Below are 20351 nucleotides of genomic sequence, written 5' to 3'. Positions count from 1 at the left end.
TAGGGAGCGCGCCGGCCAGCGCCTTACTCAAGGCGGGTGTTCGTTACGCCGCGTCAGGCTTCGTTACCTGCAGCAACAGAGGCGGGGCGGGCGCGGCCGCCGGCAGCCCACTGCTTCAGCCGCTCGAGCTGTTCGCTGGCGGTGCGGGAGAGGGGGATGAGCTGGGAGGCCGCTCCAATCAGATCAGGCTCCGTCAACTCACGGTTGTCGGCGAAGGCCAGGTGCATCGCTTCGATCACGGTCTGCTCCAGCTCGGCACCTGAGAAGCCCTCACTGCGGCTCACCACCGTGTCCAGGGGAAGCTTCAGCCCCGGTCGTCTCCGTTCCAGATGAAGCTCAAGAATGCTGTGGCGCTCATCGCTGCTGGGCAGATCGAGCATGAAGATCTCATCGAAACGGCCCTTGCGCAGCAGCTCCGGTGGCAGCTTCTCAACGCCGTTGGCGGTGGCCACCACGAACACCGGTGACTGTTTCTCCGCCATCCAGGTGAGCACGTTGGCCAGAACCCGCTGGGTTGTGCCGCCGTCACTGCGGCCATCCCCGCCGAAGCCCTTGTCGATCTCATCGATCCAGAGCACGCACGGTGCCATGGCTTCAGCCCGTTGGATCATCTCGCGGGTGCGTGCCTCGCTGGCCCCTACCAAACCCGCGAACAGCCTTCCCACATCCAGTCGCAACAGGGGCATCGACCAACTGCAGGCAATGGCCTTGGCCGTGAGGGATTTGCCGGTGCCTTGAGGACCCACGAGCAGGACGCCACGGGGCAGAGGCAGTCCGAAACGCCGTGCATCTTCCGAGAAGGCCCGGTGCCGTTGGTTCAGCCAGGTCTTGAGACCATCGAGGCCTCCGATGGCTTCGGTGCCCGCATCGCTGCGACAGAACTCCAGCACCTCACTGCGGGCAATCGTCTGGCGTTTTTCGTCCAGAACGTCCTGCAGATCCTCAGATCCCAACTGGCCGCGGCGGGCCAGGGCCCGGGCGGCCACCTGGCGTACACGCATCTCGCTGAGCCCGCTGCAGGCCTGAGCCAATTCATCCAGGACAGGAGCTGGCAGGGGGCTACCGCTGCTGGTGCCGATGCTGCTGATCAGCCGGCGCAGGTCGTCGTTGTCGGGAAGGGGGAGATCGAGAAGCGTGAGGCTTTCTTCCAGATCGCCGGGGGGTGTCCATTGCCCGCAGCACAACACCAGGGTGTGCGGGGTGCTGCGCAGGGATGCTTCGAGATTGCGCAGCATCCGGGCAACGCCCGGGTCATCGCAGAAACGATGAAAATCCTTGGCGAGCAGAAGGGTTGGGCTGCCTGCATCCCGTTGCTGAAGCCACTGCAGCATGGCCATCGGTTGACGGCTCCTCTGGCCATCGGCATTCACCGGCCCGCTGATGCCATCGATGAAATTCCAGCAGACCAGCTGGCGTGCAAGCCGCTGAGCAGCCTCTCCCAGCAGGCTCTCCACCCGGGCTTCCTCATTGCTCCGCACCCAGATCAGGGGTGTGCGCGCCCGCACCAGAAGGTCGATCTGATGTCCCCAGGTGGCACTGCTCATGGCTGATCGATCTGCTGCTGAAGCTGCTGCAGGGCCTGCCAGCGGGGATCCACAGCCTTTGTCTTGGTATCCGGGATCACGGGCTGCTGCTGGAGGCCGGTTGGGCCTGGGCAGTGGTCACCGCAGTGGTTGACGACCGGCAACAGCAGGTTGAGCTGTTCGAAGGCCCATTGCTGGGGGTCAAATTGACCGCGTGGATCGAGAACATCCACCAGCCCTTCCATCTCGGCCACCTCTCCGGAGAGCTCCAGCTCGTCGGCCGTAGGTTGCTCGTCTCCCAGCCAGATCAGCTCGGAAGGCGTGCAGCTGAGCTTCTGATTGAACTGATTCAGGCAGCGATCGCAGCAGAGCGTGACGATCGTGTTGAGTCTCCCCTCAACCGCCAAGACGTTGCCGCGGTGCTCTGCGGAAACATGGCCTCGCACTGGTGTGAGCGAGGGGAGCTCATCGAGCTCACCCTCAACCTCCCAGACTTTTGCGGTGCCGAGGGCCCGGAGCTCCTGGAGGGGAACAGGCTCCAGTGCCTCGATCACTTGCTCTTCGGTTCAAAGGGCAGGCGTGAGCCGCCTGAGGTAGCAGAGACCGTCACTGTTTTCTGGGCCATTTGCTGATCCAGAATTTTCTGCAGGTTGTCGGGCAGTGCCTCTTTGGTGAGGATGAAGGTCTGCAGGCCTTGGAAGATGTTGGCGATCAGCATGTAGAGCAGAACGCCGGCGGGGAGTGGGAAGAACAGGAACATCCCCGTGATCATCACCGGAGTGATTTTGTTGGCCGTGGCCTGCTGAGGGTTGGATGGCATGCCCATGCCCGACAACAGTTGGGAGATGAACAGGGTGATGCCGAAGCCGGCAACGAGAATGGCGATGTCCCAGTTGATGGCACCGTCGGCATAGAAGCCGACTTGGCCCAGGGCTTTGATGAACAGGAAGCCGCTGCGGGCTGCCAGGCCCGGAATCTTCGCTTCAACGGTGGCATCACCGGCGGCGAGCGCCGTGATGGTGCCGTCCTCGCTGACGCTGACGATGTCATCACCTTTGGTCACTGCCCAGGTGGGGGCGAAGCGTCCAGGGTTCTCAACATCCGTGAGTACGTCGCTGAAGGCGCGGCCGTCCTTCGTATGAAGGTTCACGGTGGCGCTGTCGCCAACGCCGATTTTGGTGCCCCGCGGGAGGCTGGCGATCACCGGCACGTGGTCGGTTTCACCAATAAAGATGGAATGGCTTGCGCTGTTGAAGGGTTTGGGTTCAACGGCAGCGATCTGGTCGGCCGGCAACACCTTCATGTTCAAGGTGTAAGGGACATCGGCGAACGGTGATCCCCGCAGGGTTGCAAACAGTGCAAACAGGATCGGCATCTGCACCAGCAGCGGCAGGCATCCCGCCAGGGGGCTGCCGAATTCCTTCATCACATTGCCCAGCTCCTCCTGCTGTTTCTGAGGATTGTTGGCATACCGGCTTTTGATCTCAGCCTGACGTTTTTGAATCACCGGTTGGGCGATGCGCATGCGCCGAGCGCTGCGAATCGATCCTGCGCTCAGGGGGTAGAGCGCGATCCGGATCACGAGGGTGAGGGCGACGATGGCCAGGCCATAGCTCGGAACCAATCCATAGAAGAAGTCCAGGATTGGAATCAGCAGGTTGTCGGAGATGTATCCGATCACGTTGAAGAAACGGGGGGGCGGGACGTTGTGAGGCCAGTGTGCATGAACAGCTGCACTCAGGCGGCGAAACCTTCAGTGGTTTTCTCTTGGACTTTGGCCGCACGGCTGCTGATGCGTTCGAGGATGTAGGCCTCAACTTCCCGGAATCGGGGCATCGAGCGCAGTTCGAGCCTGGCGCCGTCCTTGAGCACCAACACCATGTCTCCCCAGGCACCGAAGCCCCGGGGCACGGTGCGCACTTCGCTGATCTGTGAATACACCACCTGGGTCTTGTCTTTGCCCATCCAGCCCCCCGTCACCGAGATGCGGCGACTGGTGATGCGGAAGCGCAGCCAAAGGGCCCGAACAACGGCTCCGATGGTGAAGGGAAGACCGATCAGCGTGAAGCCAAGCAGGATGTTGAAGATCAGATCTCCGCGGGCTGGTCCACCGTCGTAGTGGACATCTTCCTGAATGCTGGTCATGGATCCAGTCCGGCGATTCTCAGAAGACTGTCGCATTCTTCGAGCAACTGTGTGGGTTCGGCTTCCGCGGCTTCCGGGCGAAGGCTGATTAGCAACCACCGGCCCGCCAAATCGTTTCGCTGTTCAAAACGTCGACGCAGGTGTTCATGCAGAAGCCGCCTGAGCCGGTTCCGCTTGACGGAACGCTTGCTCACCTTGTTGCTGATCACCAAGGCGCAGCGGCAGGTTCTTTCCTGGATGCCCCGCAACTCCCGGCGAAGCAAGTTGGAATCACCTGAAGCAACGCGCAGAACCATCAAGGTTCCGTGTTGGCGCTTGGAGGACCGGTGCAAACGATTGAAGCATCGATGCCCGCGCAATCGCATGGAGGCGGGAAGGACCATCAACCAATCCTGTTTGGGGATGCCGAGGCTGGGATGAATCCTCTGGATTCATCCCACACCATCAAGCGGCAAGGCGGGCGCGGCCGCGCTTGCGGCGCGTGCGGATCACACGACGGCCGGTATGGGAGCGCATCCGTACACGGAAACCCGAGACGCGCTTCCTCTTGCGGTTTGTTCCCCCGAGGGTGCGCTTGGTCATGGACGTCTCCTGGCTACCGGCCGATCTGAATCTGGGATTTTATCAGTCAGTCCACATCGATCAGCCAGCTGCCGCGGTAGCCGGACATCGGCACATCGCCGGGGGCCTGCACCAGGGCGTTGAACTGATACATGCGCTTCCCCTGGGGGTTGAACAGCTTGATGTGAAGCGAATAGTCCCCGTCTGAAGGCAGCGGCGTGTCGGGGAAGACCACGATTTCTGTTTGGTCTTTGTTGACCTCAATCACCGCCGGGATCTCTTCGATGCACTTGCTGCGGCTCATCATGCTGCCAACGCTGGTGCGGCAAATGCGCATGCGGTGGGGCTTGAGCTTGGAGTCGAAGTAGTCCGGAACGGTGACGGTGAGTTTGAGAATCGCGGTCTTGCGGTCCTTTTCGCGCAGGGTGAGGTACCACTCCGAGCGGTCGTTTTCGATGCTGGAGGTTTGGTAGTAGTACAGCTTCCGGTAATCGCGGTCGTTGTCCCAGCGGAATTCCATCAGCCCCGGTGTGCCCTGGGCGTGGGCGATCTGCTCGGGAGTTCCGGTGAGTGCTGAGCCCATCAACACAGCTGCAGCAGTGCCGGCTCCAGCAAGCAAGCGTCTGATGGTGGAACGGGCCATGGGAAGAATCTTGATGATGGGATTCTCCTGAGTCCAACCAGTGGGCGGTGATCTCAGGGGTCGGAGGCTGATCTGTCAGTTGTGACCAGATCTGTCTGGACGGAGCCGCTGCGCGTCGCCCTGATAAGGATGCACGGGTTGCTGCTCCTGTGGGATCCAGGCGTGGGCCAGAACACGGATGCAGCGGGGGAGGTCGCCTTGAACAGACATTTGCTGGCAATCCAGCAAAGCCACCGTGTCCCAGCCGGGCCGCCGTCGTGCAATGGCCGCCGGGAAACAGGCGTCGAGATCGGCGGTGACCGAGAAGGTCACCGACACCAGCTGGTCGGGGGTCAGACCATTGCGATCGACAAGGGCGTCCATCAGGGCGCTGACCGCCGCATGGATGGCCTCCGAGCTGTTCTCTGTGCAGGTGGTGGCCCCGCGCAGGCCTCTCAGAACAAGGGGTGAGCTGGTCATGGGCGGTACAGCCAAAGCACCTGACCGCTCCCCATCAATTCAATCGAGAGTCGCTGCTGCAGTTGATGCAGGAGCTGGGACCCAGGCAGCAAACCACTGAGCTTGCGGCGTTGCTTGCCCAGGGTGACGGGGCGAATGTCGTCCGCGTCGAGATCGGCCAGTTGCGCCGCGAGGCGACGGGCATGGTCTTCGTCGCCGAGTTCATCCACCAAGCCCAGCGCTTGTGCCTGTTCTCCGCTGAACACCCGTCCATCGGCGAAGCGTTTCACCGTTTCCAGCTCGAGGTTTCGCCCCTGCGCCACAACACCAACGAACTGGCCATAGCTGCTGTCGATCAGCTCCTGAAGCAATGCACGTTCGGCATCGCTCAGCGGACGATCCGGGGAAAGGATGTCTTTGAACGGACCGCTCTTCACCGTGTCGAAGCGAATCCCGATCTTTTCGAACACCCGCGAGAGGTCGTTGCCCCGCAGGATCACCCCGATGGAACCGGTGATCGTGCCGGGATTCGCGACGATTTTCTCCGCAGCCACACCGATGTAGACGCCGCCGGAGGCGGAGATGTTGCCGAAGCTGGCCACCACGCGACAGCCCTGTTCCCGAAGCCGCAGCAGGGCTGCATGAATCTCCTGGCTGTCTCCAACCGTGCCGCCGGGGCTGTCAATGCGCAGCAGCAGTGCTGGAAATTCCCTTTGCTTCACCTCCCGCAGCGCTTTGAGCACCCGCTTCCGCGTGGCACCGGTGATGGGGCCATCAACAACGATGCGCGCCATCCGTCGTCGGGATTTTCGCCGCCAGGGCCAGATCATGTTGCGCATCTGCATCGCTCCAGATCTTAAAAAGAGCACCCAAGCGCCCATCCATGCCGTCGTTGCGACTCTGGTTTCTGATGGTGTTGCCCTTCGCGCTCTGGGGAACGGCGATGACCGCCATGGCGCCATTGCTCGCCAGCGCAGGGCCTTGGCTGGTGGCTGGCTTGCGCCTTGTGCCCGCCGGTTTGGCTCTTCTGCTCTGGGGCCAGTGCACCGGCCGAGGCCTGGCGATCGATTCCCGAGATCGGCCTTGGTTCCTCCTGTTCACCCTGGTGGATGCCACCTTGTTTCAAGGCCTCTTGGCGCGGGGGTTGGAGGGCACAGGCGCGGGTCTCGGTTCCGTCCTGATTGATTGCCAACCTCTGTTGGTGGCCCTGATGGCACGCGCGTTGTTCATGGAGTCGATCAATCCCATCGGCTGGATGGGGCTGGCCATCGGTTTGGCTGGAATCGTCTGCATCGGCCTACCGGCTGAGCTGTTGGGACATTGGTGGTTGCTGGCAGACCCGCCGGTGGTGCAGCAGTTGTTTCAGCCCGGTGAGGGCTGGATGTTGCTGGCGGCCGTCGCCATGGCAGCTGGGACGGTGTTGATTCGCTTTGCCTCACGCCACAGTGATCCGGTCAGCGTTACGGCCTGGCACATGGTGCTGGGGGGACTTCCCTTGCTCGGGGTTCATGCCCTGCAGCGCACGGATGCCGGCTTGGTCTGGACGGCAACGGACTGGGCGCGCATGGGGTACGCAAGTTTGCTCGGAAGCGCCCTGGCCTACGGATTGTTCTTCTGGTTCGCCAATCAGCGCGATCTCACCAGTTTCAGCAGCCTTGGATTTCTCACCCCTGTGTTTGCCTTGGCCACCGGTGGTTGGTTGCTTGGAGAGCGCCTTGATCTGCTCCAGTGGATCGGTGTTGTGATGGTGCTCGTGTCGGTGATCTTTGTGAGTCAACGTCGCCGGTTCTGGGAGCCGCTGCCGCTTGCGGACCCCTCCTCATGACGGAGTCGCCGCTTCACTTCGTCATCGTCAACACGCCCATCGGGGCCCTCGGTAGTGGCGAGGGTGGAGGTGTGGAGCTCACCCTCCGATCCTTGGTGCAGGGGTTGGTGCGGCGTGGCCACAGGGTCACGGTTGTGGCCGCCAAGGGCTCCACGCTCCCCGCCGACTGCGCCGGAGTTGAGTTGCTGGAGGTGGAGGGTGTGAACCAGCCCAGCTGGCAGCACGCCGCTGAGCATGCGCCGGTCGAAATTCCCCGTAATGGGCTTCTGCCGGCTCTCTGGGAGGCCGCGCTCGATGTGGGTCAGTCCGCCGACGCCGTGATCAACGGTGGCTACGACTGGCTGCCGCTGTGGCTGACGCAACGGGTCAGCGCCAGGCTCTTTCATCTCGTGAGCATGGGGGATGTGGCTGCGGTGATGCGCGATGTGATCGAAGCCGTCGCCGCCTGGGATTCCCGTCGCCTTGCTTTTCACACCCACCGCCAGGCCGCTGATTTCCGGCTGCCTTCTCCGCCCAGTGTTGTGGGCAACGGATTTGATCTCAGCAACTACACCTTCCAAGGGCAGACCAATGGCCCCCTGGGTTGGGCAGGCCGCATCGCTCCGGAAAAGGGGCTGGAGGATGCTGCTGCTGCCGCTGCCGCCCTGGGTGAACAGCTTCTGGTTTGGGGGTTGCGTGAGGACGACGCCTATGCGCGGCAGGTGGAGTCGAGTGTTCCCAAGGGCACGATCGACTGGCGTGGATTTCGATCGACCCGGGAGCTGCAGCAGGAGATGGGCCACTGCCGCGCTCTGATCAACACACCGAAATGGAATGAGGCCTACGGCAATGTTGTGGTTGAAGCCCTGGCCTGTGGTGTTCCGGTCGTCGCCTATGACCGTGGAGGACCGGGGGAGCTGATCTGTTCCGGTCGCACTGGCTGGTTGGTGCCGCCCGACGATGTTGCTGCCATCACGGAGGCTCTTCGGCGCGTTGACAGCATCGAGCGCTCCATCTGCCGCAGCTGGGCTGAAGAGCACGCCTCCTGTGAGGTCTTCAGTCAGCGTGTTGAAGCTTGGGTTCGAACAGGACTGACGGCGGATGTCAGCATCAATCGCAGGAGCTGAGGGTCCCTTGTCGGTCAATGTTTCAGGACGTCAGCGACGCCAGGTTCTGGCACTTGTGCTGACCCTGGGACTTGTTATCACCTTTTGGCGGTTGGGATCCACCGGTGTGGTGGATGAAACTCCGCCGTTGTTTGCCGCAGCCGGACGCGCCATGGCTGACACCGGCGATTGGCTGACGCCTCGGGTGAACGGCTTGCCCCGTTACGACAAACCGCCCCTGGTGTACTGGCTGATGGGGTTCGGTTATGCCTTGCCCGGACGCGAGGTTTGGGATCCTCTCGGCAGTTGGGCGGCACGGCTTCCTTCCGCCCTGGCCACGCTCGGACTGATGCTTGGCCTCGCCGATACGGTGCTGCGCTGGCCGTTCTCCGGCGATGCCCGTCCGCGTTTGACGGCACTGATCGCGCCGCTGGCCTTTGCCTTCTCGCCGCTGGTGCTCGTCTGGAGCCGCACCGCAGTGAGTGATGCCTTGCTGTGTGGCCTGTTGGGTCTCAGCCTGTTGTTGCAGTGGAGGCGTTTTGCCTCCCCCCAAGAGGTGGCCTGGTGGCCAGCCTGGGTGATTCTCGGATTCGCAGTGCTGGCCAAGGGGCCTGTTGCTGTGGTGCTGTCTGGTCTCGCTCTGCTGATGTTCGGCGCGTTGCGACGGGATCTTGTTCAACCCTGGCAGCGGCTGCGCCCGCTGCCAGGGTTGCTGCTCACCGCTCTGATCAGCCTTCCCTGGTATTCCCTGGAGTTGCTGGTGGAAGGACAGCCCTTCTGGGACAGCTTTTTCGGCTACCACAACCTTCAACGCTTCACCTCCGTGGTGAACGATCACCTGCAGCCCTGGTGGTTTTTCGGCCCGGTGATGCTCGTGGCTGCCCTGCCCTTCACGCCCTACCTGCTGATTGGCCTGGCACGGGTGCCCCGATCTCGGATCCCTCCAGAGCATTCGTTGCATCAATTCGCAGCGTGCTGGCTGTTGGCGGTGCTGCTGCTGTTCACCACCGCAGCCACCAAGCTCCCCAGTTATTGGTTGCCCGCCACCCCCGCGGCGGCCCTGTTGGTGGCCCAGGCCTCGGTGGGCTCCACGGTGGGCTCTTCGCGCTGGCAACGGATGGCCTGGGCAACTTGCCTGGCCTTGATCGCCGTCCTGGCTGCTGGGTTCTGGCTGGGATCGCTCTGGGTTCCCTTGATCGAGGATCCGGAGATGCCGACGCTGTCGGTGGATTTGCTTGCCAGCGGTTTGTTGAAGTGGGCTGCGGTCTGGTTCAGCGCTGCAGCCGTGCTTGGAGCTGGTCTGTTGCTTCAGCGTCGTGCTGCTGCTCAAGCCTTGCTGGCCATGCAGGGCTGTCTGCTCGGATTTCATCTCACGGCTCTGGTTCCCATCGCCGAACTCGCCGATCGTCTGCGTCAGCAGCCCGTGCGTGACGCAGCCTCACTGATGTTGTCGCAGCAGCGCCGTGGAGAGCCCATGGTCATGGTTGGCACCATGAAGCCTTCGCTGCACTTCTACACAGGCCAGGTGATCATTTACGAAGGCCAATCCGATGGGGCGTTGGTCAACATTGCGGATCGCCTGGCCCATGAACAGCGACGCGGCTGGAGTGGATATCCCCTCGGGAGCCCCGGTGCCTCCAGAACCGTACTGGCGCTGATCGATCGCGGAACGGCAGAACGGGATCATTGGAGGAACCTGCAGCCTGAGCTGCTGGGACAGATCGGGATCTACGACGTTTGGCGTCTGGACCGCACTCGCCTTGAGCAACGGGCACAAACCCTGATGGCCGATGGCATCGATGCCGATTGGGAGAAGCCAAGGCCGGAACGCTATTGATCAAAAGTTGAATATCTTGGGGAGTACCCGAGGGTTTTGAAGTCGTCTTGGTAGTGGGCTGCAATCCTTCGAAAATCCTTACGCGATAGGCTTCCGAGTTCAAGATTTTTATTGGATTCATTTGTGCGTTTCAATTTTAAACTTTTATTAAAGACGTTTGATAAAAGTAAAAAATCAGTATCAATATTTTCCACTCTACCTATGAACTGTGGCTTGCCTGCGCTAAGCCAATGCTGTTGGGGCATGAATGTCAACATATGGCGTAAATTTCCGCTGATAAGATCGTTTGTGAATGAAGAAAAAGTTGCTTTGCTGTTCAAGAGGTGCAATCGATATTTCTTTGTTGGGCTTAGGGATTCGAGATTTGATTGCTCGAGTTGATGGCGAGTTGAAATGGCCACTCTCAGATTGTATTTGCATGCTGATATGAAGCGTCGTACAGGGTGTCTGACAAAGGTAAATCGAAAGTATTTTTCTAGATTCTCTGGTAAATCGTTGACTTTGTGATATTTGTGATGGTGCTTGAATCCGAGCGCTTTTTCAATTGATTGCCCTGCGCACTTTGGAATGTGCAGAAAGATGGCATTGTGTTTGGGAAGGAACAAGCTCACTTTCTTTGAGATTTAGGGGTTAAGAGTTTGCCTGTGGCAAAAACCGCAGCGCCCCCAGAGTTTGACTTCTCCGTTGGGTGCTGGTCGCCCGCAGTCCGGGCATGTCCCCATGCCATGGACATCGGTGCGGCTCGGATGCTGAGCCCAAATGCTTGTTTCGCTCTCCAGCACCGCGGATTCAAGGGGGTGGTGTTGCTGAATGCGCAGATCACGCACTGCGTGGCCGGCTTGGTGCAGGGCGCTGATCAGTTGGGGCTTGTTGTAGAGGAGAGCCTGACGCCACTGGGGATGGCTGGCTCCCACGGTCAGCACCCCGTGTTGCAGCGCTAAGGGGCGGCAGTGCGGAGCCAGCTGGGTTCCCGCAACTCTCGGCCAGTCCTGCCATAGCGCTGCCAGATGGTCGTCCTTGCGCCACTCCCTCTGAAGTGAGCCAAGGCAAGTTTTCAAGGGTTCCGCCGATGCAGGCGCAGCTGACTGAAGCAGCTCCAGACCCGGCAGGCGACGCCGTTGAGATTCAGGTGCAATCGCCATTTAATGATCCTAGGCAGAACTGCCGCGGGAAGCTCGCTAATCTCAGCGCGTCTGAGGCCAAATGATGGGTTTCTTTGATCGGCTGAGCAGGCTTGTTCGCGCCAACGCCAACGCTGCCGTCAGCAGCATGGAGGACCCGTCCAAGATCCTCGATCAATCCGTCGCTGACATGCAGGCGGATCTGGTCAAGTTGCGTCAGGCCGTCGCCCTGGCGATCGCGAGTCAGAAGCGACTGACCAGCCAGGCTGAGCAGGCTGCAGCTCAATCCAAGACCTGGTACGAGCGTGCTGAGTTGGCGTTGAAAAAGGGCGAGGAATCCCTGGCTCGGGAAGCATTGACCCGCCGCAAGACGTTCCAGGAGACGGCAACCTCGCTGACGGCCCAGGTGCAGGCCCAAGACGGCCAGGTGGAATCGCTCAAGAAGAGTCTGGTTGCCCTCGAAGGAAAGATCGCTGAGGCCAAGACCAAGAAGGACATGCTCAAGGCCAGAGCCCAGGCGGCGAAGGCCCAGCAGCAGTTGCAAAGTGCCGTTGGCAGCATCGGCACTGATTCCGCCATGGCGGCCTTCGAGCGGATGGAGGAAAAGGTGGAGGCCCTGGAGGCCACCGGCCAGGCCGCGGCTGAGCTGGCTGGATCTGATCTGGAGAGTCAGTTTGCTGCTTTGGAAAGCAGTGGCGGTGTTGATGATGATCTCGAGGCGTTGCGCGCTCAGCTGAAGGGAGGCCCGGAAGCCGTCGCTCTACCTGCATCCGAGGCCGCTGAGGCGGTCAAGCCCGTGCAGGTGGAAGAGGTGGATGCCGAACTCGAAGATTTGAAGCGTTCCATCGACAAGCTCTGATCAAACCGGGAAAGTCGTCTGGCTTTCCATAGGATCGGATCAGTCTTTTGAGTGCCTTGGCTGGAGCTGTTGCCGATTTCACCGACGCTGGTTTTGAACGTGAAGTTCTCAAGGCTTCCGGCACGGTCCTCGTGGATTTCTGGGCTGCTTGGTGCGGCCCCTGCCGACTGATCGCTCCGTTGATGGATTGGGTGGCGAGCGACTACGGCGATCGCGTCAGCGTCGGCAAGCTCGAGGTGGATGCCAATCCTCAGACCCGTGACGCTTACCAGGTTCAGGGCATCCCCACGTTGATCCTCTTCCGCGACGGTGAGGTGGTGGCGCGGCACGAAGGTGCCATCGCCAAACCACAGCTGCAGTCCTTCCTGGATGCCAACCTCTAAGCGGCTGGAGTCGCTGGGCAACGCAGTTTTTGCCCGTGTTGATGCTGCCAAGCATGCTTACCGGGTCGAGCCGACAGCATCTGCGCGTCCGGATCTGCTGGATCTCTCCATTGGATCCTCCGATCTTCAGCCGCCCTTGGCGTTGTTGGACGTCATGGCCTCAGCGGTCATGGATCCCCGCAGCGGCTCCTATTGCCTTCAGGCCGGTCTGAGGCCTCTCCATGCCGCCGTGGCGGACTGGTGTCGCCATCGCTTCGACGTTGCGGTGGATCCGGATCATGAGGTCCAGTTTTTGGTGGGATCCCAGGAAGGAACCGCCCATCTGCCTCTGGCGGTGCTGGATCCGGGTGACGCCGCCCTGCATCTGGACCCCTGTTATCCGTCCCATACCGGTGGGTTGCACCTAGCAGGAGCCCGGACCAAGGCGCTGGCCCTTTCCCCTGAAAACGACTGGCGGCCGGACCTGACGACCATCAGGCCCCAGCTCTGGGATCAACTGAAGCTGTTCGTTTTGGGGTATCCCCACAACCCTTCAGCCCGGGTGGGGGATCAGGAGGATCTCAATCGCATCACGGCGATCGCAGCTCGGCATGACGTGGTGATCGCTCACGACAATCCCTATGTGGATCTCGCCCTGGATGGAGAGCCTCCCTCGCTGTTGCAGGCTTCGAACTGGCGGGAGTGCGGCATTGAATTCTTCTCCCTTTCGAAGGGCTGGTGCCTTGGGGGATTCCGACTTGGTTTTGCAGTTGGTGCGGCACCGCTGATTGCCGCCCTGCGTCGCGCCAAGGCCGTCATCGATTTCAACCAGAGCCTGGCTCTGCAACAGGGTGCGATTCAGGCCTTGCAACGCTTCCCTGATTGGCCGCGGCAACTGCATCCGACTTATCGCGAACGACGGGATCGTGTGGTCGAGACCCTCAGGGCACGCGGTTGGTCGGTGCCCTGTCCAGAGATGGCGATGTACCTCTGGTTCCCCTTGCCCGATGCGGCCCATCGTCGGGGCTGGAGTGATGAAGATGCCGCGAGGGAACTGCTTCAGCGCAGTGGTGTCGCCTTGACCCCTGGGTCTGGGTTTGGTGGCGGCGGTCGCCAGTGGCTGCGCATGGCGCTTGTACGGCCAGTGAATGAGTTGGTGGACGCTGCATCGCGTCTCGCGGATGCGATGGATGACTGATCCACGCATGCAGCAACATCGATTCCCACACTTCGGTGGTGGCCGGTTGATGGCGACCTATCGCCGCCTCGCTGGTGCCACGGCACGCCACTGGTCCATCCGTCATGTGCCTGTGTGCAGCAGCACGGAGGAGCTGCTGGGGGCCTGGTTGCGCGATCAGCCTTCATTGATGGGACCTCGCGCCGTCATTGCCACCCACCAACGCCGGGGCGTCGGCCAATGGGGGCGCGCCTGGGTTTCTCCGCCAGGTGGTGTCTGGATCAGTGCTGCCTTGCCTTGGCGGAGCCAAGGGTCCGGTCAGGCCGGCTTGCTTGGCTTGGCGCTGGCCCTGTCGGTGGTGCAACGGCTTGAGCAGCGGGGCCTTTCGGTTCAGATCAAATGGCCCAACGACCTGCTTGTGAACGGCCGCAAATTGGCGGGCCTTCTGCCAAGGGTGGTGCAGCGGGGCTCCCAGCTGCGTTTGCTGCGGATCGGCCTGGGCCTGAATGTGCGGAATGCAGTTCCTGGTCATGCCATTGCCCTGAGAAGGCTTCAAGGGCAGCAGGCTGCGGATCCGATCCGGTGGACGGCGGAGGTTTTGCTGGCCTTCGATCACTGTCACGGCCTTGGAGGTGATGGGGCCTGGTGCCTCGATGGCGTTCAGGCCAGGCTCTGGTCCGATCAGCTCGTCCATCCTCAAGACGGTCAGGTCTGGAGGATTGCTGGCCTTGAACGCGATGGAGGGCTGCGGTTGCGTCAGGGTTCAAGGACTGAAACCTGGCGCCGCTGGCCCTGAGTTGGTGTCCCATCCATAGGATTCCTTGGTACAGCCGTCTTGTCCCTTGCTGGCTTGGTTCGCGCTGATCTGGATGTTGGCTCCAGCCGCTGCTGCGCAGGGTTTTGATCAGTCGCTCGATGGTCTGGTTCGCCAACGGGTGATCACGTCCCAAGAGCGCAAGCTGCTCCGGGGCGGTGGCGCGGTGGTTCCCATGGAACGAAGCCGTTTTGAAGAGGCCTGTCGCACCGGAGCTCTGTCCCGGCAGGACTGTGCTTCCGGGGTGGCCAGGCGTCCGCCGGGGGCACCGGCCTCAGCACGGGTTCGCTTGATCCCCTCCCGCCAACCGTTGCGTGTTCCCGTGTCAGCGCTTCTCGCCCGCGATGGCGGCACCTTTCGGCTGGAATCCGTCTTTGCAGTCACGCCCCGTCCGCTGCCAACTCCTGGCAATGGCGACAGTCAATTGCTTTTCCCGGTGGCTGGAGACGCTTATAAGAGCAGTGGATTTGGTTGGCGTCTGCATCCGATCCTGGGGAGCTGGCTGATGCATGCCGGGCGGGACTTTGCAGCACCGGAGGGCACGCCGGTGGTGGCTGCTCTTTCGGGGCAGGTCTTAAGCAGTGGTCTTGCCGGTGGGTATGGCGTTGCCATCGAACTGGAACACGCCGAGCCATTGCGCCGCACGCTCTATGGCCATCTCTCGGAGATCTATGTGCGACCCGGTCAGCCGGTGCGCCAGGGAGAGGTGATTGGCCGCGTCGGCAGTACAGGTCTCAGCACAGGGCCGCACTTGCATTTCGAGTTGCGCACACCATCGCGGGCCGGTTGGCAGGCCGTTGATCCAGGGGATCTGGATCTTTCCGCCGTGATGCGTGCCAACAACGATCCTGTTTCGCTCCTGTTCGGCCAGGTGTTGCGCAGCCTTGAACGGGATCATCCCTAGCCCAGAGCGACGCCGAGCGAAACAGAGACGTCAGTTCGTCTGTTCCCTGAGGATGAATCCAACACCGCGCACGGTGTTGATGAGGGTTGGCGCGTCGTCCAGTTCGACTTTTTGACGCAGGTAGCGGATATAGACGTCGAGGAGATTGTCGTCCCCATAAAAATTGTCTCCCCAAACACCGTGCATGATTTCCTGGCGTTCAAGCACGCGGCCTGCACCCCGCATCAGGAAATTCAGCAGGTCGTATTCCTTCACAGACAGTCGGATCGCACGATCTCCCCGCATCACATCCCGGGTACGCGTGTTCATGCTGAGGTCCGGCGACCTTGAGAATTTCGTTGACGTCTGAGCCGCCTAAAGGTCCTGAGAATGTTTCAGCGCGGCGGTGCATGGCCCGCAGGCGCGCCATTAATTCGTCGATGGAAAATGGCTTGATCAGGTAATCATCAACGCCCGCATCGAGAGCTTTGACCCGATCGGTGATCTCGTCGTGCCCCGTCAGCATCAGGATGGGGATGGTGATTCCCCCAGCTCGGATGCGTTGACAGATGTCGATGCCGCTGAAGTCCGGCAGGTTCCAATCCAGGATGATCAGGTCGGGAGTGGGTTCAGTACGGCTTCGGATCAGCCCGCTGGCTCCGTCAGAAGCAACATCAACGTCGTATCCCTCAACATCAAGCTCCAGTCGAAGCAGATCAGTCAGTTTGTGTTCATCGTCAACAAGAAGGACACGGAGACGGGGCTGGGATTCCAGGGACATCCGGCCTTAAAACCTCGTTCCACTCTAGGCACCAAAAGAACGTTCACTGATTTTGTCCCTACATTGAAATTGGCTGTTCTTCGCTATGTCGACCCCAGGAGCCTGGACGGAAGATCGAATCCGAGCACTGCGTGAAAAGGAAGACCTCCCCTTTGTTCGTGCCGATGCTTCGGGGATCGTTCAGGAAATTAATCACCGTTTCAAGGCCGTCTACGGCTGGTCTGAAGCTGCCTTGATTGGTCAATCCCTGGGTTTGATCTTGCCGCCAAGCTTCCGCGATTCCCATCACGCTGGGTTTGCCCGTTTTCAACTGACGGAGGTGTCCAAGGTGCTGAATCACCCGTTGAAACTGGCAACGTTTTGCTCCGACGGACACGCCATTGAAAGTGAACATTTCATCGTGGCGGAGAAGCACAGTGATGGCAGCTGGTCGTTCGCGGCAACGCTTCGACCGTTGATGGAACCGAGCTGAGATGGGCGATTCGGCATGAATAGCTCAGATTCATCGTCGTCATCCTCAAGGGATCTGGAGCTGATTGCGCAACTGCGGCAGTCTCTTGGAATGCTTCAGGTCGCTTTCGACGCGGCCAGCGAAGCGATGGTGATTGTCGATGTGGATCGCAGAATTCACTGGGCCAATCAAGCTTCTGCCGACCTCTTTGTTGGTGGCGTGCCGATTCAGCTGGTGAATCAAACCTTGGCTGATGTTCTGAAGCTGAGGCCCTTGGATGCCCATGCCAAGGCAGCCCTTCAGTTGTTGGACCCCCAACGTCCTTTGCCGCGGACCTCTGGAGAGAGCCGCTGCCAGGTGCTCTCCCCCCAGGTCGATGAATCCCAGGTGCAGCTGCTCCGTTGGCGGCCTGTGGAATTGATTCAGTCGCCGTTTCTGCTGGTGTCGTTTCGCGACCTCAGCCCCGAAGAACGGGCGTTGGTTCAGCAGCAGCGCTTCATGACCGATCTCACCCATGAGTTGCGCACGCCCCTGGCGATCGTGAGTGGGAATCTGCAACGGATGGCTCGGCTGAGTGCTCTCCCGGAGGCCGTCAGCTCCCGGCTCACGATGGCCCGCGAGGAAATGGCGCGGATCCAGAAGTTGCTCGGGCATCTCTCGCTGCTCACACGCCTTGAGGTGGATCCGGAGGTGATCAGCTGTAGCGACCAACTCCTGGTGCCGCTGCTTCAGCGCTGGTACGAAGCCTCTCGGGAGCTGGCGCCGAGTCTCCAGCTGAAGGGCATCGAACGGGGGGATGAACTGGTGGTTCAAACCGACCCTCGGGCCTTGATGCTGACGTTGGATCAGTTGCTCGACAACGCTTGCCAGCACGCCAACCGATCCATGCCGATTCAGCTCAGCCTTGCTGGGTGTGACGGGCTCGACCATTGCATCCTGGAGTTCACCAGTCAGAGCCTTGACGCTCCTGTGGCTTCGGAGGATCTGGAACGCTGGTCTGCACCGTTTTTCCGGGGCAAGCCCGAACGGGAAGGCGAACGGGTGGAGGGGCCGGGTCTGGGGCTCGCCTTAGCGCGAGAACTGGTCAGGGGGTGTGGAGGAACGCTGGAGCTCCACCAGCAGCCCTCATCGCAAGGAACCACCACGATCGTTCGCTTGCATCTGAAGCTCAGACCATCGAACGCGTCTGGAGCAGTTGCGGCAGCTGTTCGAACAGATCCGGCTTGAGCACGTAGGCCTCCGCTCCATTCGCCAGAGCTTCGTGTTTCTTGTCGGCGTCATTGAGAGCCGTCACAATCACCACCCTCAACGCAGGCTGGGAAGCGGCCTGGAGCTGCAGCTGTTTCAGGCAGGCCAAGCCGTCCATGCCCGGCAGCATCAAGTCCAGCAGCAGCAGATCGAAACGATCAGAGCCGACTTCGTCGAGAAAGTCTTCTGCGGATCCGAAGCAGATGCAGGCGTGCCCCTCATCGGTGATTTCAGCATTCATCAGCTGTTGGATGCGCGGGTCATCCTCCACGACTGCAACACGAAGAGCCTTGGGGGTCTCCTCCATTAGCGCAGGGGCACTGAACTCATTGTGGGCATCCTGTAAGCGCCCGACCATCCTGGAAGCGAGCAATGCGTTGTGCTCGGGCCGCCACATCATCTTCATGGGTCACCATCACCAGGGTGATGCCCTGTTGGTGGAGTTCATCAAACAGTTCCAGCACCTCGGCGGTGGTGCTGGAGTCCAGAGCCCCTGTGGGTTCGTCCGCCAGCAGCAGACTGGGGCGGTTGATGATGGCCCGGGCGATGGCCACCCGTTGTTGCTGCCCTCCGGAGAGCTGATTGGGCTTGTTCTCCAAACGCTGTGCCAGACCAACGCGGCACAGGGCTGATTGGGCACGCTCGATCCGTTCCTCCCTGGGCACTCCCGCGTAGATCATCGGGAGCATCACGTTCTCCATGGCGCTGGCGTGGCTGAGCAGATGGAACTGCTGAAAGACAAATCCGAGCGAGCGGTTGCGAACGTCGGCTAAGGCATCGTCATCCAACTGTTCAACGGCCGTGCCATTGAGCCGGTAGGTGCCACTGGTTGGCCGGTCGAGGCAGCCAAGGATGTTCATTGCCGTGCTCTTGCCTGAGCCGCTGGCCCCCATCACCGCCAGGTAATCCCCCTCCTGGACGGTGAGATTCAGTTGGTCAAGGGCTTTGACTTCGAGATCACCAGATCCATAGATCTTGCTGATCCCCCTGAGCTCAGCAACCGGCTGCTGCACAGCCTCAGCCAAGACCCTTCAGGCTGGACAGGGCGATGGCCTGCTGAAGCAATGGCGTTCCTGCAACCGCTGTATTGGCCCACTGGAACAGGGGATTGGAGAGGATTCCGCCAACGGCGGTGATCGCCACACATCCAATCAGGGCAACCCGAAGCGGCTGCATTCCCATCAAGGACCAATTCACGTCGGGGTAGGCCTTGACCACATCGGAGGCCTCCTGGGGCTCCTTCACCACCATCATTTTGATGACGGAGATGTAGTAGTAGATCGACACCACGGAGGTGACCAGGCCAACCACAACCAGTAGGTATTCGTGGTTCGCCCAACCGGCAAAGAACAGATAGATCTTTCCGAAGAAACCCAGCATTGGCGGAATGCCACCCAGAGAAAGCAGGCAAAGACTGAGGCCGAGGGTGATCAGGGGATCCTTCTGGTAAAGCCCCGCGTAATCAGATATTCGATCGCTTCCTGTGCGGATCGAGAAGAGGATGATGCAGGCGAAGGCCCCCAGGTTCATGAACAGATAGGCCGCCATGTACAGAACCATGGCTGCGAAACCGTCCTCGGTGCCGCAGACCATGCCGATCATCACGAAGCCGGCCTGGCCGATCGAGCTGTAGGCCAGCATGCGCTTCATCGAGGTTTGGGCGAGGGCAACAACGTTGCCCAGGGTCATGCTCAACACCGCCAGAACGGTGAACAGCAATTTCCATTGATCGTCGAAGGCACCAAAGCAACCCACCAGGATGCGAAGAGCCAGGGCGAATCCGGCTGCTTTGGAACCCACGGAAAGGAACGCCACCACAGGGGTGGGTGAACCTTCGTAGACGTCAGGCGTCCACTGGTGGAAGGGAACGGCTGCGATCTTGAACGCAACGGTGGCCAAGACGAACACCAGGGCCAAAGCAGCCAGAGGTGTGGTGCTGGTTTGCAGAGCCAGACCGATGGTGTCGAGGCTGGTGCTGCCGCTCAGGCCGTACAGCAGGGAAGAGCCGTAGAGGAAAACAGCAGCTGCTGCCGATCCCACGAGCAGATATTTGAGTGCTGCTTCCGAGCTGCGGGCATCCCGCTTCATATAGCCCGACAGCAGATAGCTGGCGACGGAGAGCGTTTCCAGCGAGATGAACACACTCACCAGATCCGTTGCCCCGCAAAGGAGCATGGCGCCGAGGGTTGCGGCGAGGAGGATGGCGGCGTACTCGCCAACGGGTGTGCCGCTCTTCTCCGCGTAACGCCAGCTGATCAGCAGCGACAGAAGCGTGGACAAGGCGATCACAGCCCGGAACGCCACCGCCAGGTTGTCGGCGAGGAAGGCTCCAAGGAACGAGGGCTCCAGCGGTGCGTTCCACTGCAGGGCGAGTAGCACCAGGGAGGTCCCCAGACCCACGTAGCAAATCGGCGGTACCCAACGTGTGGCGACTTTCTCGCCGGCCAGGTCCACCAAGAGGGTGGCGATCATCGCCAGCAGCACTGCGGCTTCGGGCAGTACTGCAGAAGCATTGAGAGAGAGATTCAGCAGCTCACCAGGGGCAGCCGTGGCCTGGGTGGCGAGAAGGAAAGCACCCATGTCGGGCATGGCAGCCTG

Annotated in this window: 24 protein-coding genes and 1 pseudogene; 10 read left to right on the top strand and 15 right to left on the bottom strand. The window is 60.9% G+C overall.

What is annotated here, in order from left to right:
- Positions 1 to 53 precede the first annotated feature (53 nt).
- The 9 genes from SynRS9902_RS11260 to sppA form a co-directional block, all read right to left on the bottom strand.
- Positions 54 to 1544 carry an AAA family ATPase gene (locus tag SynRS9902_RS11260; RefSeq protein WP_186509174.1) on the bottom strand — a complete coding sequence of 497 codons (1491 nt, stop codon included), beginning with the start codon at positions 1542 to 1544 and terminating at the stop codon, positions 54 to 56.
- Positions 1541 to 2077, bottom strand: a complete 537-nt coding sequence (locus tag SynRS9902_RS11255) for a DUF177 domain-containing protein (protein WP_186509173.1) — start codon at positions 2075 to 2077, stop codon at positions 1541 to 1543. The genes SynRS9902_RS11260 and SynRS9902_RS11255 overlap by 4 nt, the downstream gene beginning before the upstream one ends.
- A complete protein-coding gene (yidC, locus tag SynRS9902_RS11250; protein WP_186509172.1) occupies positions 2074 to 3204 on the bottom strand; it encodes a membrane protein insertase YidC in 1131 nt (376 codons plus the stop codon). The genes SynRS9902_RS11255 and yidC overlap by 4 nt, the downstream gene beginning before the upstream one ends.
- Positions 3205 to 3260: 56 nt before the next feature.
- The gene (locus tag SynRS9902_RS11245) at positions 3261 to 3668 is read right to left on the bottom strand and encodes a PH domain-containing protein (protein ID WP_186509171.1); all 408 of its coding nucleotides are present in this window, start codon (positions 3666 to 3668) and stop codon (positions 3261 to 3263) included.
- Entirely contained in the window at positions 3665 to 4051 is a 387-nt protein-coding gene (locus SynRS9902_RS11240; RefSeq protein WP_186509170.1) for a ribonuclease P protein component, read from the bottom strand. The genes SynRS9902_RS11245 and SynRS9902_RS11240 overlap by 4 nt, the downstream gene beginning before the upstream one ends.
- 61 nt (positions 4052 to 4112) lie before the next feature.
- Positions 4113 to 4250, bottom strand: a complete 138-nt coding sequence (gene rpmH, locus SynRS9902_RS11235; protein WP_011363584.1) for a 50S ribosomal protein L34 — start codon at positions 4248 to 4250, stop codon at positions 4113 to 4115.
- Between the two features lie 46 nt (positions 4251 to 4296).
- Positions 4297 to 4872: a DUF2808 domain-containing protein gene (locus SynRS9902_RS11230; protein ID WP_186509169.1), complete on the bottom strand. Its 576-nt coding sequence runs from the start codon at positions 4870 to 4872 to the stop codon at positions 4297 to 4299.
- Positions 4873 to 4947: 75 nt separating this feature from the next.
- Complete coding sequence (aroH, locus tag SynRS9902_RS11225; protein ID WP_186509168.1) at positions 4948 to 5331, bottom strand: chorismate mutase; 384 nt, start codon at positions 5329 to 5331, stop codon at positions 4948 to 4950.
- Complete coding sequence (sppA, locus tag SynRS9902_RS11220; RefSeq protein WP_115010417.1) at positions 5328 to 6140, bottom strand: signal peptide peptidase SppA; 813 nt, start codon at positions 6138 to 6140, stop codon at positions 5328 to 5330. The genes aroH and sppA overlap by 4 nt, the downstream gene beginning before the upstream one ends.
- A 53-nt stretch (positions 6141 to 6193) precedes the next feature.
- Between sppA and SynRS9902_RS11215 the strand changes: the two genes are divergently transcribed.
- Genes SynRS9902_RS11215 through SynRS9902_RS11205 form a run of 3 tightly spaced genes read left to right on the top strand, consistent with a single transcriptional unit; the run spans position 6194 to position 10057 of the window.
- Positions 6194 to 7135 carry a DMT family transporter gene (locus SynRS9902_RS11215; protein WP_114988229.1) on the top strand — a complete coding sequence of 314 codons (942 nt, stop codon included), beginning with the start codon at positions 6194 to 6196 and terminating at the stop codon, positions 7133 to 7135.
- Positions 7132 to 8241: a glycosyltransferase gene (locus SynRS9902_RS11210; protein ID WP_186509167.1), complete on the top strand. Its 1110-nt coding sequence runs from the start codon at positions 7132 to 7134 to the stop codon at positions 8239 to 8241. Before SynRS9902_RS11215 ends, SynRS9902_RS11210 begins: the two co-directional genes overlap by 4 nt.
- Positions 8216 to 10057, top strand: a complete 1842-nt coding sequence (locus tag SynRS9902_RS11205; RefSeq protein ID WP_186509166.1) for a glycosyltransferase family 39 protein — start codon at positions 8216 to 8218, stop codon at positions 10055 to 10057. The genes SynRS9902_RS11210 and SynRS9902_RS11205 overlap by 26 nt, the downstream gene beginning before the upstream one ends.
- On the opposite strand, the gene SynRS9902_RS13865 is transcribed toward SynRS9902_RS11205, so the two are convergent.
- Together SynRS9902_RS13865 and SynRS9902_RS11195 are read right to left on the bottom strand one after the other, a co-directional pair.
- Positions 10051 to 10668: a sulfotransferase family 2 domain-containing protein gene (locus tag SynRS9902_RS13865; RefSeq protein ID WP_186509165.1), complete on the bottom strand. Its 618-nt coding sequence runs from the start codon at positions 10666 to 10668 to the stop codon at positions 10051 to 10053. The two genes, SynRS9902_RS11205 and SynRS9902_RS13865, sit on opposite strands and share 7 nt — an antisense overlap.
- A 12-nt stretch (positions 10669 to 10680) precedes the next feature.
- Entirely contained in the window at positions 10681 to 11199 is a 519-nt protein-coding gene (locus SynRS9902_RS11195; RefSeq protein WP_186509164.1) for a DUF721 domain-containing protein, read from the bottom strand.
- A gap of 64 nt (positions 11200 to 11263) precedes the next feature.
- On the opposite strand from SynRS9902_RS11195, the gene SynRS9902_RS11190 reads away from it, so the two are divergent.
- The 5 genes from SynRS9902_RS11190 to SynRS9902_RS11170 all read left to right on the top strand — a co-directional run bounded on the left by SynRS9902_RS11190 (position 11264) and on the right by SynRS9902_RS11170 (position 15294).
- Positions 11264 to 12037: a PspA/IM30 family protein gene (locus SynRS9902_RS11190; RefSeq protein WP_186510644.1), complete on the top strand. Its 774-nt coding sequence runs from the start codon at positions 11264 to 11266 to the stop codon at positions 12035 to 12037.
- A 56-nt stretch (positions 12038 to 12093) separates the two neighbouring features.
- Complete coding sequence (trxA, locus tag SynRS9902_RS11185; RefSeq protein WP_186509163.1) at positions 12094 to 12420, top strand: thioredoxin; 327 nt, start codon at positions 12094 to 12096, stop codon at positions 12418 to 12420.
- Positions 12407 to 13597 carry an aminotransferase class I/II-fold pyridoxal phosphate-dependent enzyme gene (locus SynRS9902_RS11180; RefSeq protein ID WP_186509162.1) on the top strand — a complete coding sequence of 397 codons (1191 nt, stop codon included), beginning with the start codon at positions 12407 to 12409 and terminating at the stop codon, positions 13595 to 13597. The genes trxA and SynRS9902_RS11180 overlap by 14 nt, the downstream gene beginning before the upstream one ends.
- Positions 13581 to 14372, top strand: a complete 792-nt coding sequence (locus SynRS9902_RS11175) for a biotin--[acetyl-CoA-carboxylase] ligase (RefSeq protein WP_255446283.1) — start codon at positions 13581 to 13583, stop codon at positions 14370 to 14372. Before SynRS9902_RS11180 ends, SynRS9902_RS11175 begins: the two co-directional genes overlap by 17 nt.
- A 73-nt stretch (positions 14373 to 14445) precedes the next feature.
- Complete coding sequence (locus SynRS9902_RS11170) at positions 14446 to 15294, top strand: M23 family metallopeptidase (RefSeq protein WP_186510642.1); 849 nt, start codon at positions 14446 to 14448, stop codon at positions 15292 to 15294.
- A 30-nt stretch (positions 15295 to 15324) separates the two neighbouring features.
- Here the strand turns inward: SynRS9902_RS11170 and SynRS9902_RS11165 are convergent.
- A pseudogene (locus SynRS9902_RS11165) lies at positions 15325 to 16054 on the bottom strand (response regulator transcription factor).
- A gap of 85 nt (positions 16055 to 16139) precedes the next feature.
- Here SynRS9902_RS11165 and SynRS9902_RS11160 point away from each other — a divergent pair.
- Together SynRS9902_RS11160 and SynRS9902_RS11155 are read left to right on the top strand one after the other, a co-directional pair.
- Positions 16140 to 16526, top strand: a complete 387-nt coding sequence (locus tag SynRS9902_RS11160; protein ID WP_186509161.1) for a PAS domain-containing protein — start codon at positions 16140 to 16142, stop codon at positions 16524 to 16526.
- Between the two features lie 90 nt (positions 16527 to 16616).
- Positions 16617 to 17732 carry a PAS domain-containing sensor histidine kinase gene (locus tag SynRS9902_RS11155; protein WP_186509160.1) on the top strand — a complete coding sequence of 372 codons (1116 nt, stop codon included), beginning with the start codon at positions 16617 to 16619 and terminating at the stop codon, positions 17730 to 17732.
- Here the strand turns inward: SynRS9902_RS11155 and SynRS9902_RS11150 are convergent.
- From SynRS9902_RS11150 to SynRS9902_RS11140, 3 genes are read right to left on the bottom strand one after another with little or no spacing between them, the layout of a single operon-like run.
- Positions 17674 to 18060: a response regulator gene (locus tag SynRS9902_RS11150; protein WP_186509159.1), complete on the bottom strand. Its 387-nt coding sequence runs from the start codon at positions 18058 to 18060 to the stop codon at positions 17674 to 17676. The two genes, SynRS9902_RS11155 and SynRS9902_RS11150, sit on opposite strands and share 59 nt — an antisense overlap.
- Positions 18061 to 18079: 19 nt before the next feature.
- Positions 18080 to 18778 carry an ABC transporter ATP-binding protein gene (locus tag SynRS9902_RS11145; protein WP_186509158.1) on the bottom strand — a complete coding sequence of 233 codons (699 nt, stop codon included), beginning with the start codon at positions 18776 to 18778 and terminating at the stop codon, positions 18080 to 18082.
- Positions 18771 to 20342, bottom strand: coding sequence for an NAD(P)H-quinone oxidoreductase subunit N (locus tag SynRS9902_RS11140; RefSeq protein ID WP_115132185.1), 1572 nt, complete (start codon positions 20340 to 20342; stop codon positions 18771 to 18773). Before SynRS9902_RS11140 ends, SynRS9902_RS11145 begins: the two co-directional genes overlap by 8 nt.
- Positions 20343 to 20351 lie beyond the last annotated feature (9 nt).

It is taken from the genome of Synechococcus sp. RS9902, assembly GCF_014279635.1.
Taxonomy (GTDB): domain Bacteria; phylum Cyanobacteriota; class Cyanobacteriia; order PCC-6307; family Cyanobiaceae; genus Parasynechococcus.
Note: the sequence above shows the minus strand (reverse complement) of the source record. Positions and strands in the feature narration are given on the sequence as shown.

Excerpts from the sequence above, each read along its gene's own strand:
- SynRS9902_RS11245 (WP_186509171.1), bottom strand. The coding sequence starts at position 3,668 with ATGACCAGCATTCAGGAAGATGTCCACTACGACGGTGGACCAGCCCGC.
- SynRS9902_RS11205 (WP_186509166.1), top strand. The coding sequence starts at position 8,216 with ATGTCAGCATCAATCGCAGGAGCTGAGGGTCCCTTGTCGGTCAATGTT.
- SynRS9902_RS11180 (WP_186509162.1), top strand. The coding sequence starts at position 12,407 with ATGCCAACCTCTAAGCGGCTGGAGTCGCTGGGCAACGCAGTTTTTGCC.
- SynRS9902_RS11195 (WP_186509164.1), bottom strand. The coding sequence starts at position 11,199 with ATGGCGATTGCACCTGAATCTCAACGGCGTCGCCTGCCGGGTCTGGAG.
- SynRS9902_RS11160 (WP_186509161.1), top strand. The coding sequence starts at position 16,140 with ATGTCGACCCCAGGAGCCTGGACGGAAGATCGAATCCGAGCACTGCGT.
- SynRS9902_RS11140 (WP_115132185.1), bottom strand. The coding sequence starts at position 20,342 with ATGCCCGACATGGGTGCTTTCCTTCTCGCCACCCAGGCCACGGCTGCC.
- SynRS9902_RS11215 (WP_114988229.1), top strand. The coding sequence starts at position 6,194 with ATGCCGTCGTTGCGACTCTGGTTTCTGATGGTGTTGCCCTTCGCGCTC.
- rpmH (WP_011363584.1), bottom strand. The coding sequence starts at position 4,250 with ATGACCAAGCGCACCCTCGGGGGAACAAACCGCAAGAGGAAGCGCGTC.
- SynRS9902_RS11240 (WP_186509170.1), bottom strand. The coding sequence starts at position 4,051 with ATGGTCCTTCCCGCCTCCATGCGATTGCGCGGGCATCGATGCTTCAAT.
- SynRS9902_RS11150 (WP_186509159.1), bottom strand. The coding sequence starts at position 18,060 with ATGGAGGAGACCCCCAAGGCTCTTCGTGTTGCAGTCGTGGAGGATGAC.
- SynRS9902_RS11210 (WP_186509167.1), top strand. The coding sequence starts at position 7,132 with ATGACGGAGTCGCCGCTTCACTTCGTCATCGTCAACACGCCCATCGGG.
- SynRS9902_RS11260 (WP_186509174.1), bottom strand. The coding sequence starts at position 1,544 with ATGAGCAGTGCCACCTGGGGACATCAGATCGACCTTCTGGTGCGGGCG.
- SynRS9902_RS11230 (WP_186509169.1), bottom strand. The coding sequence starts at position 4,872 with ATGGCCCGTTCCACCATCAGACGCTTGCTTGCTGGAGCCGGCACTGCT.
- SynRS9902_RS11170 (WP_186510642.1), top strand. The coding sequence starts at position 14,446 with ATGTTGGCTCCAGCCGCTGCTGCGCAGGGTTTTGATCAGTCGCTCGAT.
- aroH (WP_186509168.1), bottom strand. The coding sequence starts at position 5,331 with ATGACCAGCTCACCCCTTGTTCTGAGAGGCCTGCGCGGGGCCACCACC.
- sppA (WP_115010417.1), bottom strand. The coding sequence starts at position 6,140 with ATGATCTGGCCCTGGCGGCGAAAATCCCGACGACGGATGGCGCGCATC.
- SynRS9902_RS11190 (WP_186510644.1), top strand. The coding sequence starts at position 11,264 with ATGGGTTTCTTTGATCGGCTGAGCAGGCTTGTTCGCGCCAACGCCAAC.
- SynRS9902_RS11175 (WP_255446283.1), top strand. The coding sequence starts at position 13,581 with ATGCGATGGATGACTGATCCACGCATGCAGCAACATCGATTCCCACAC.
- SynRS9902_RS11155 (WP_186509160.1), top strand. The coding sequence starts at position 16,617 with ATGCTTCAGGTCGCTTTCGACGCGGCCAGCGAAGCGATGGTGATTGTC.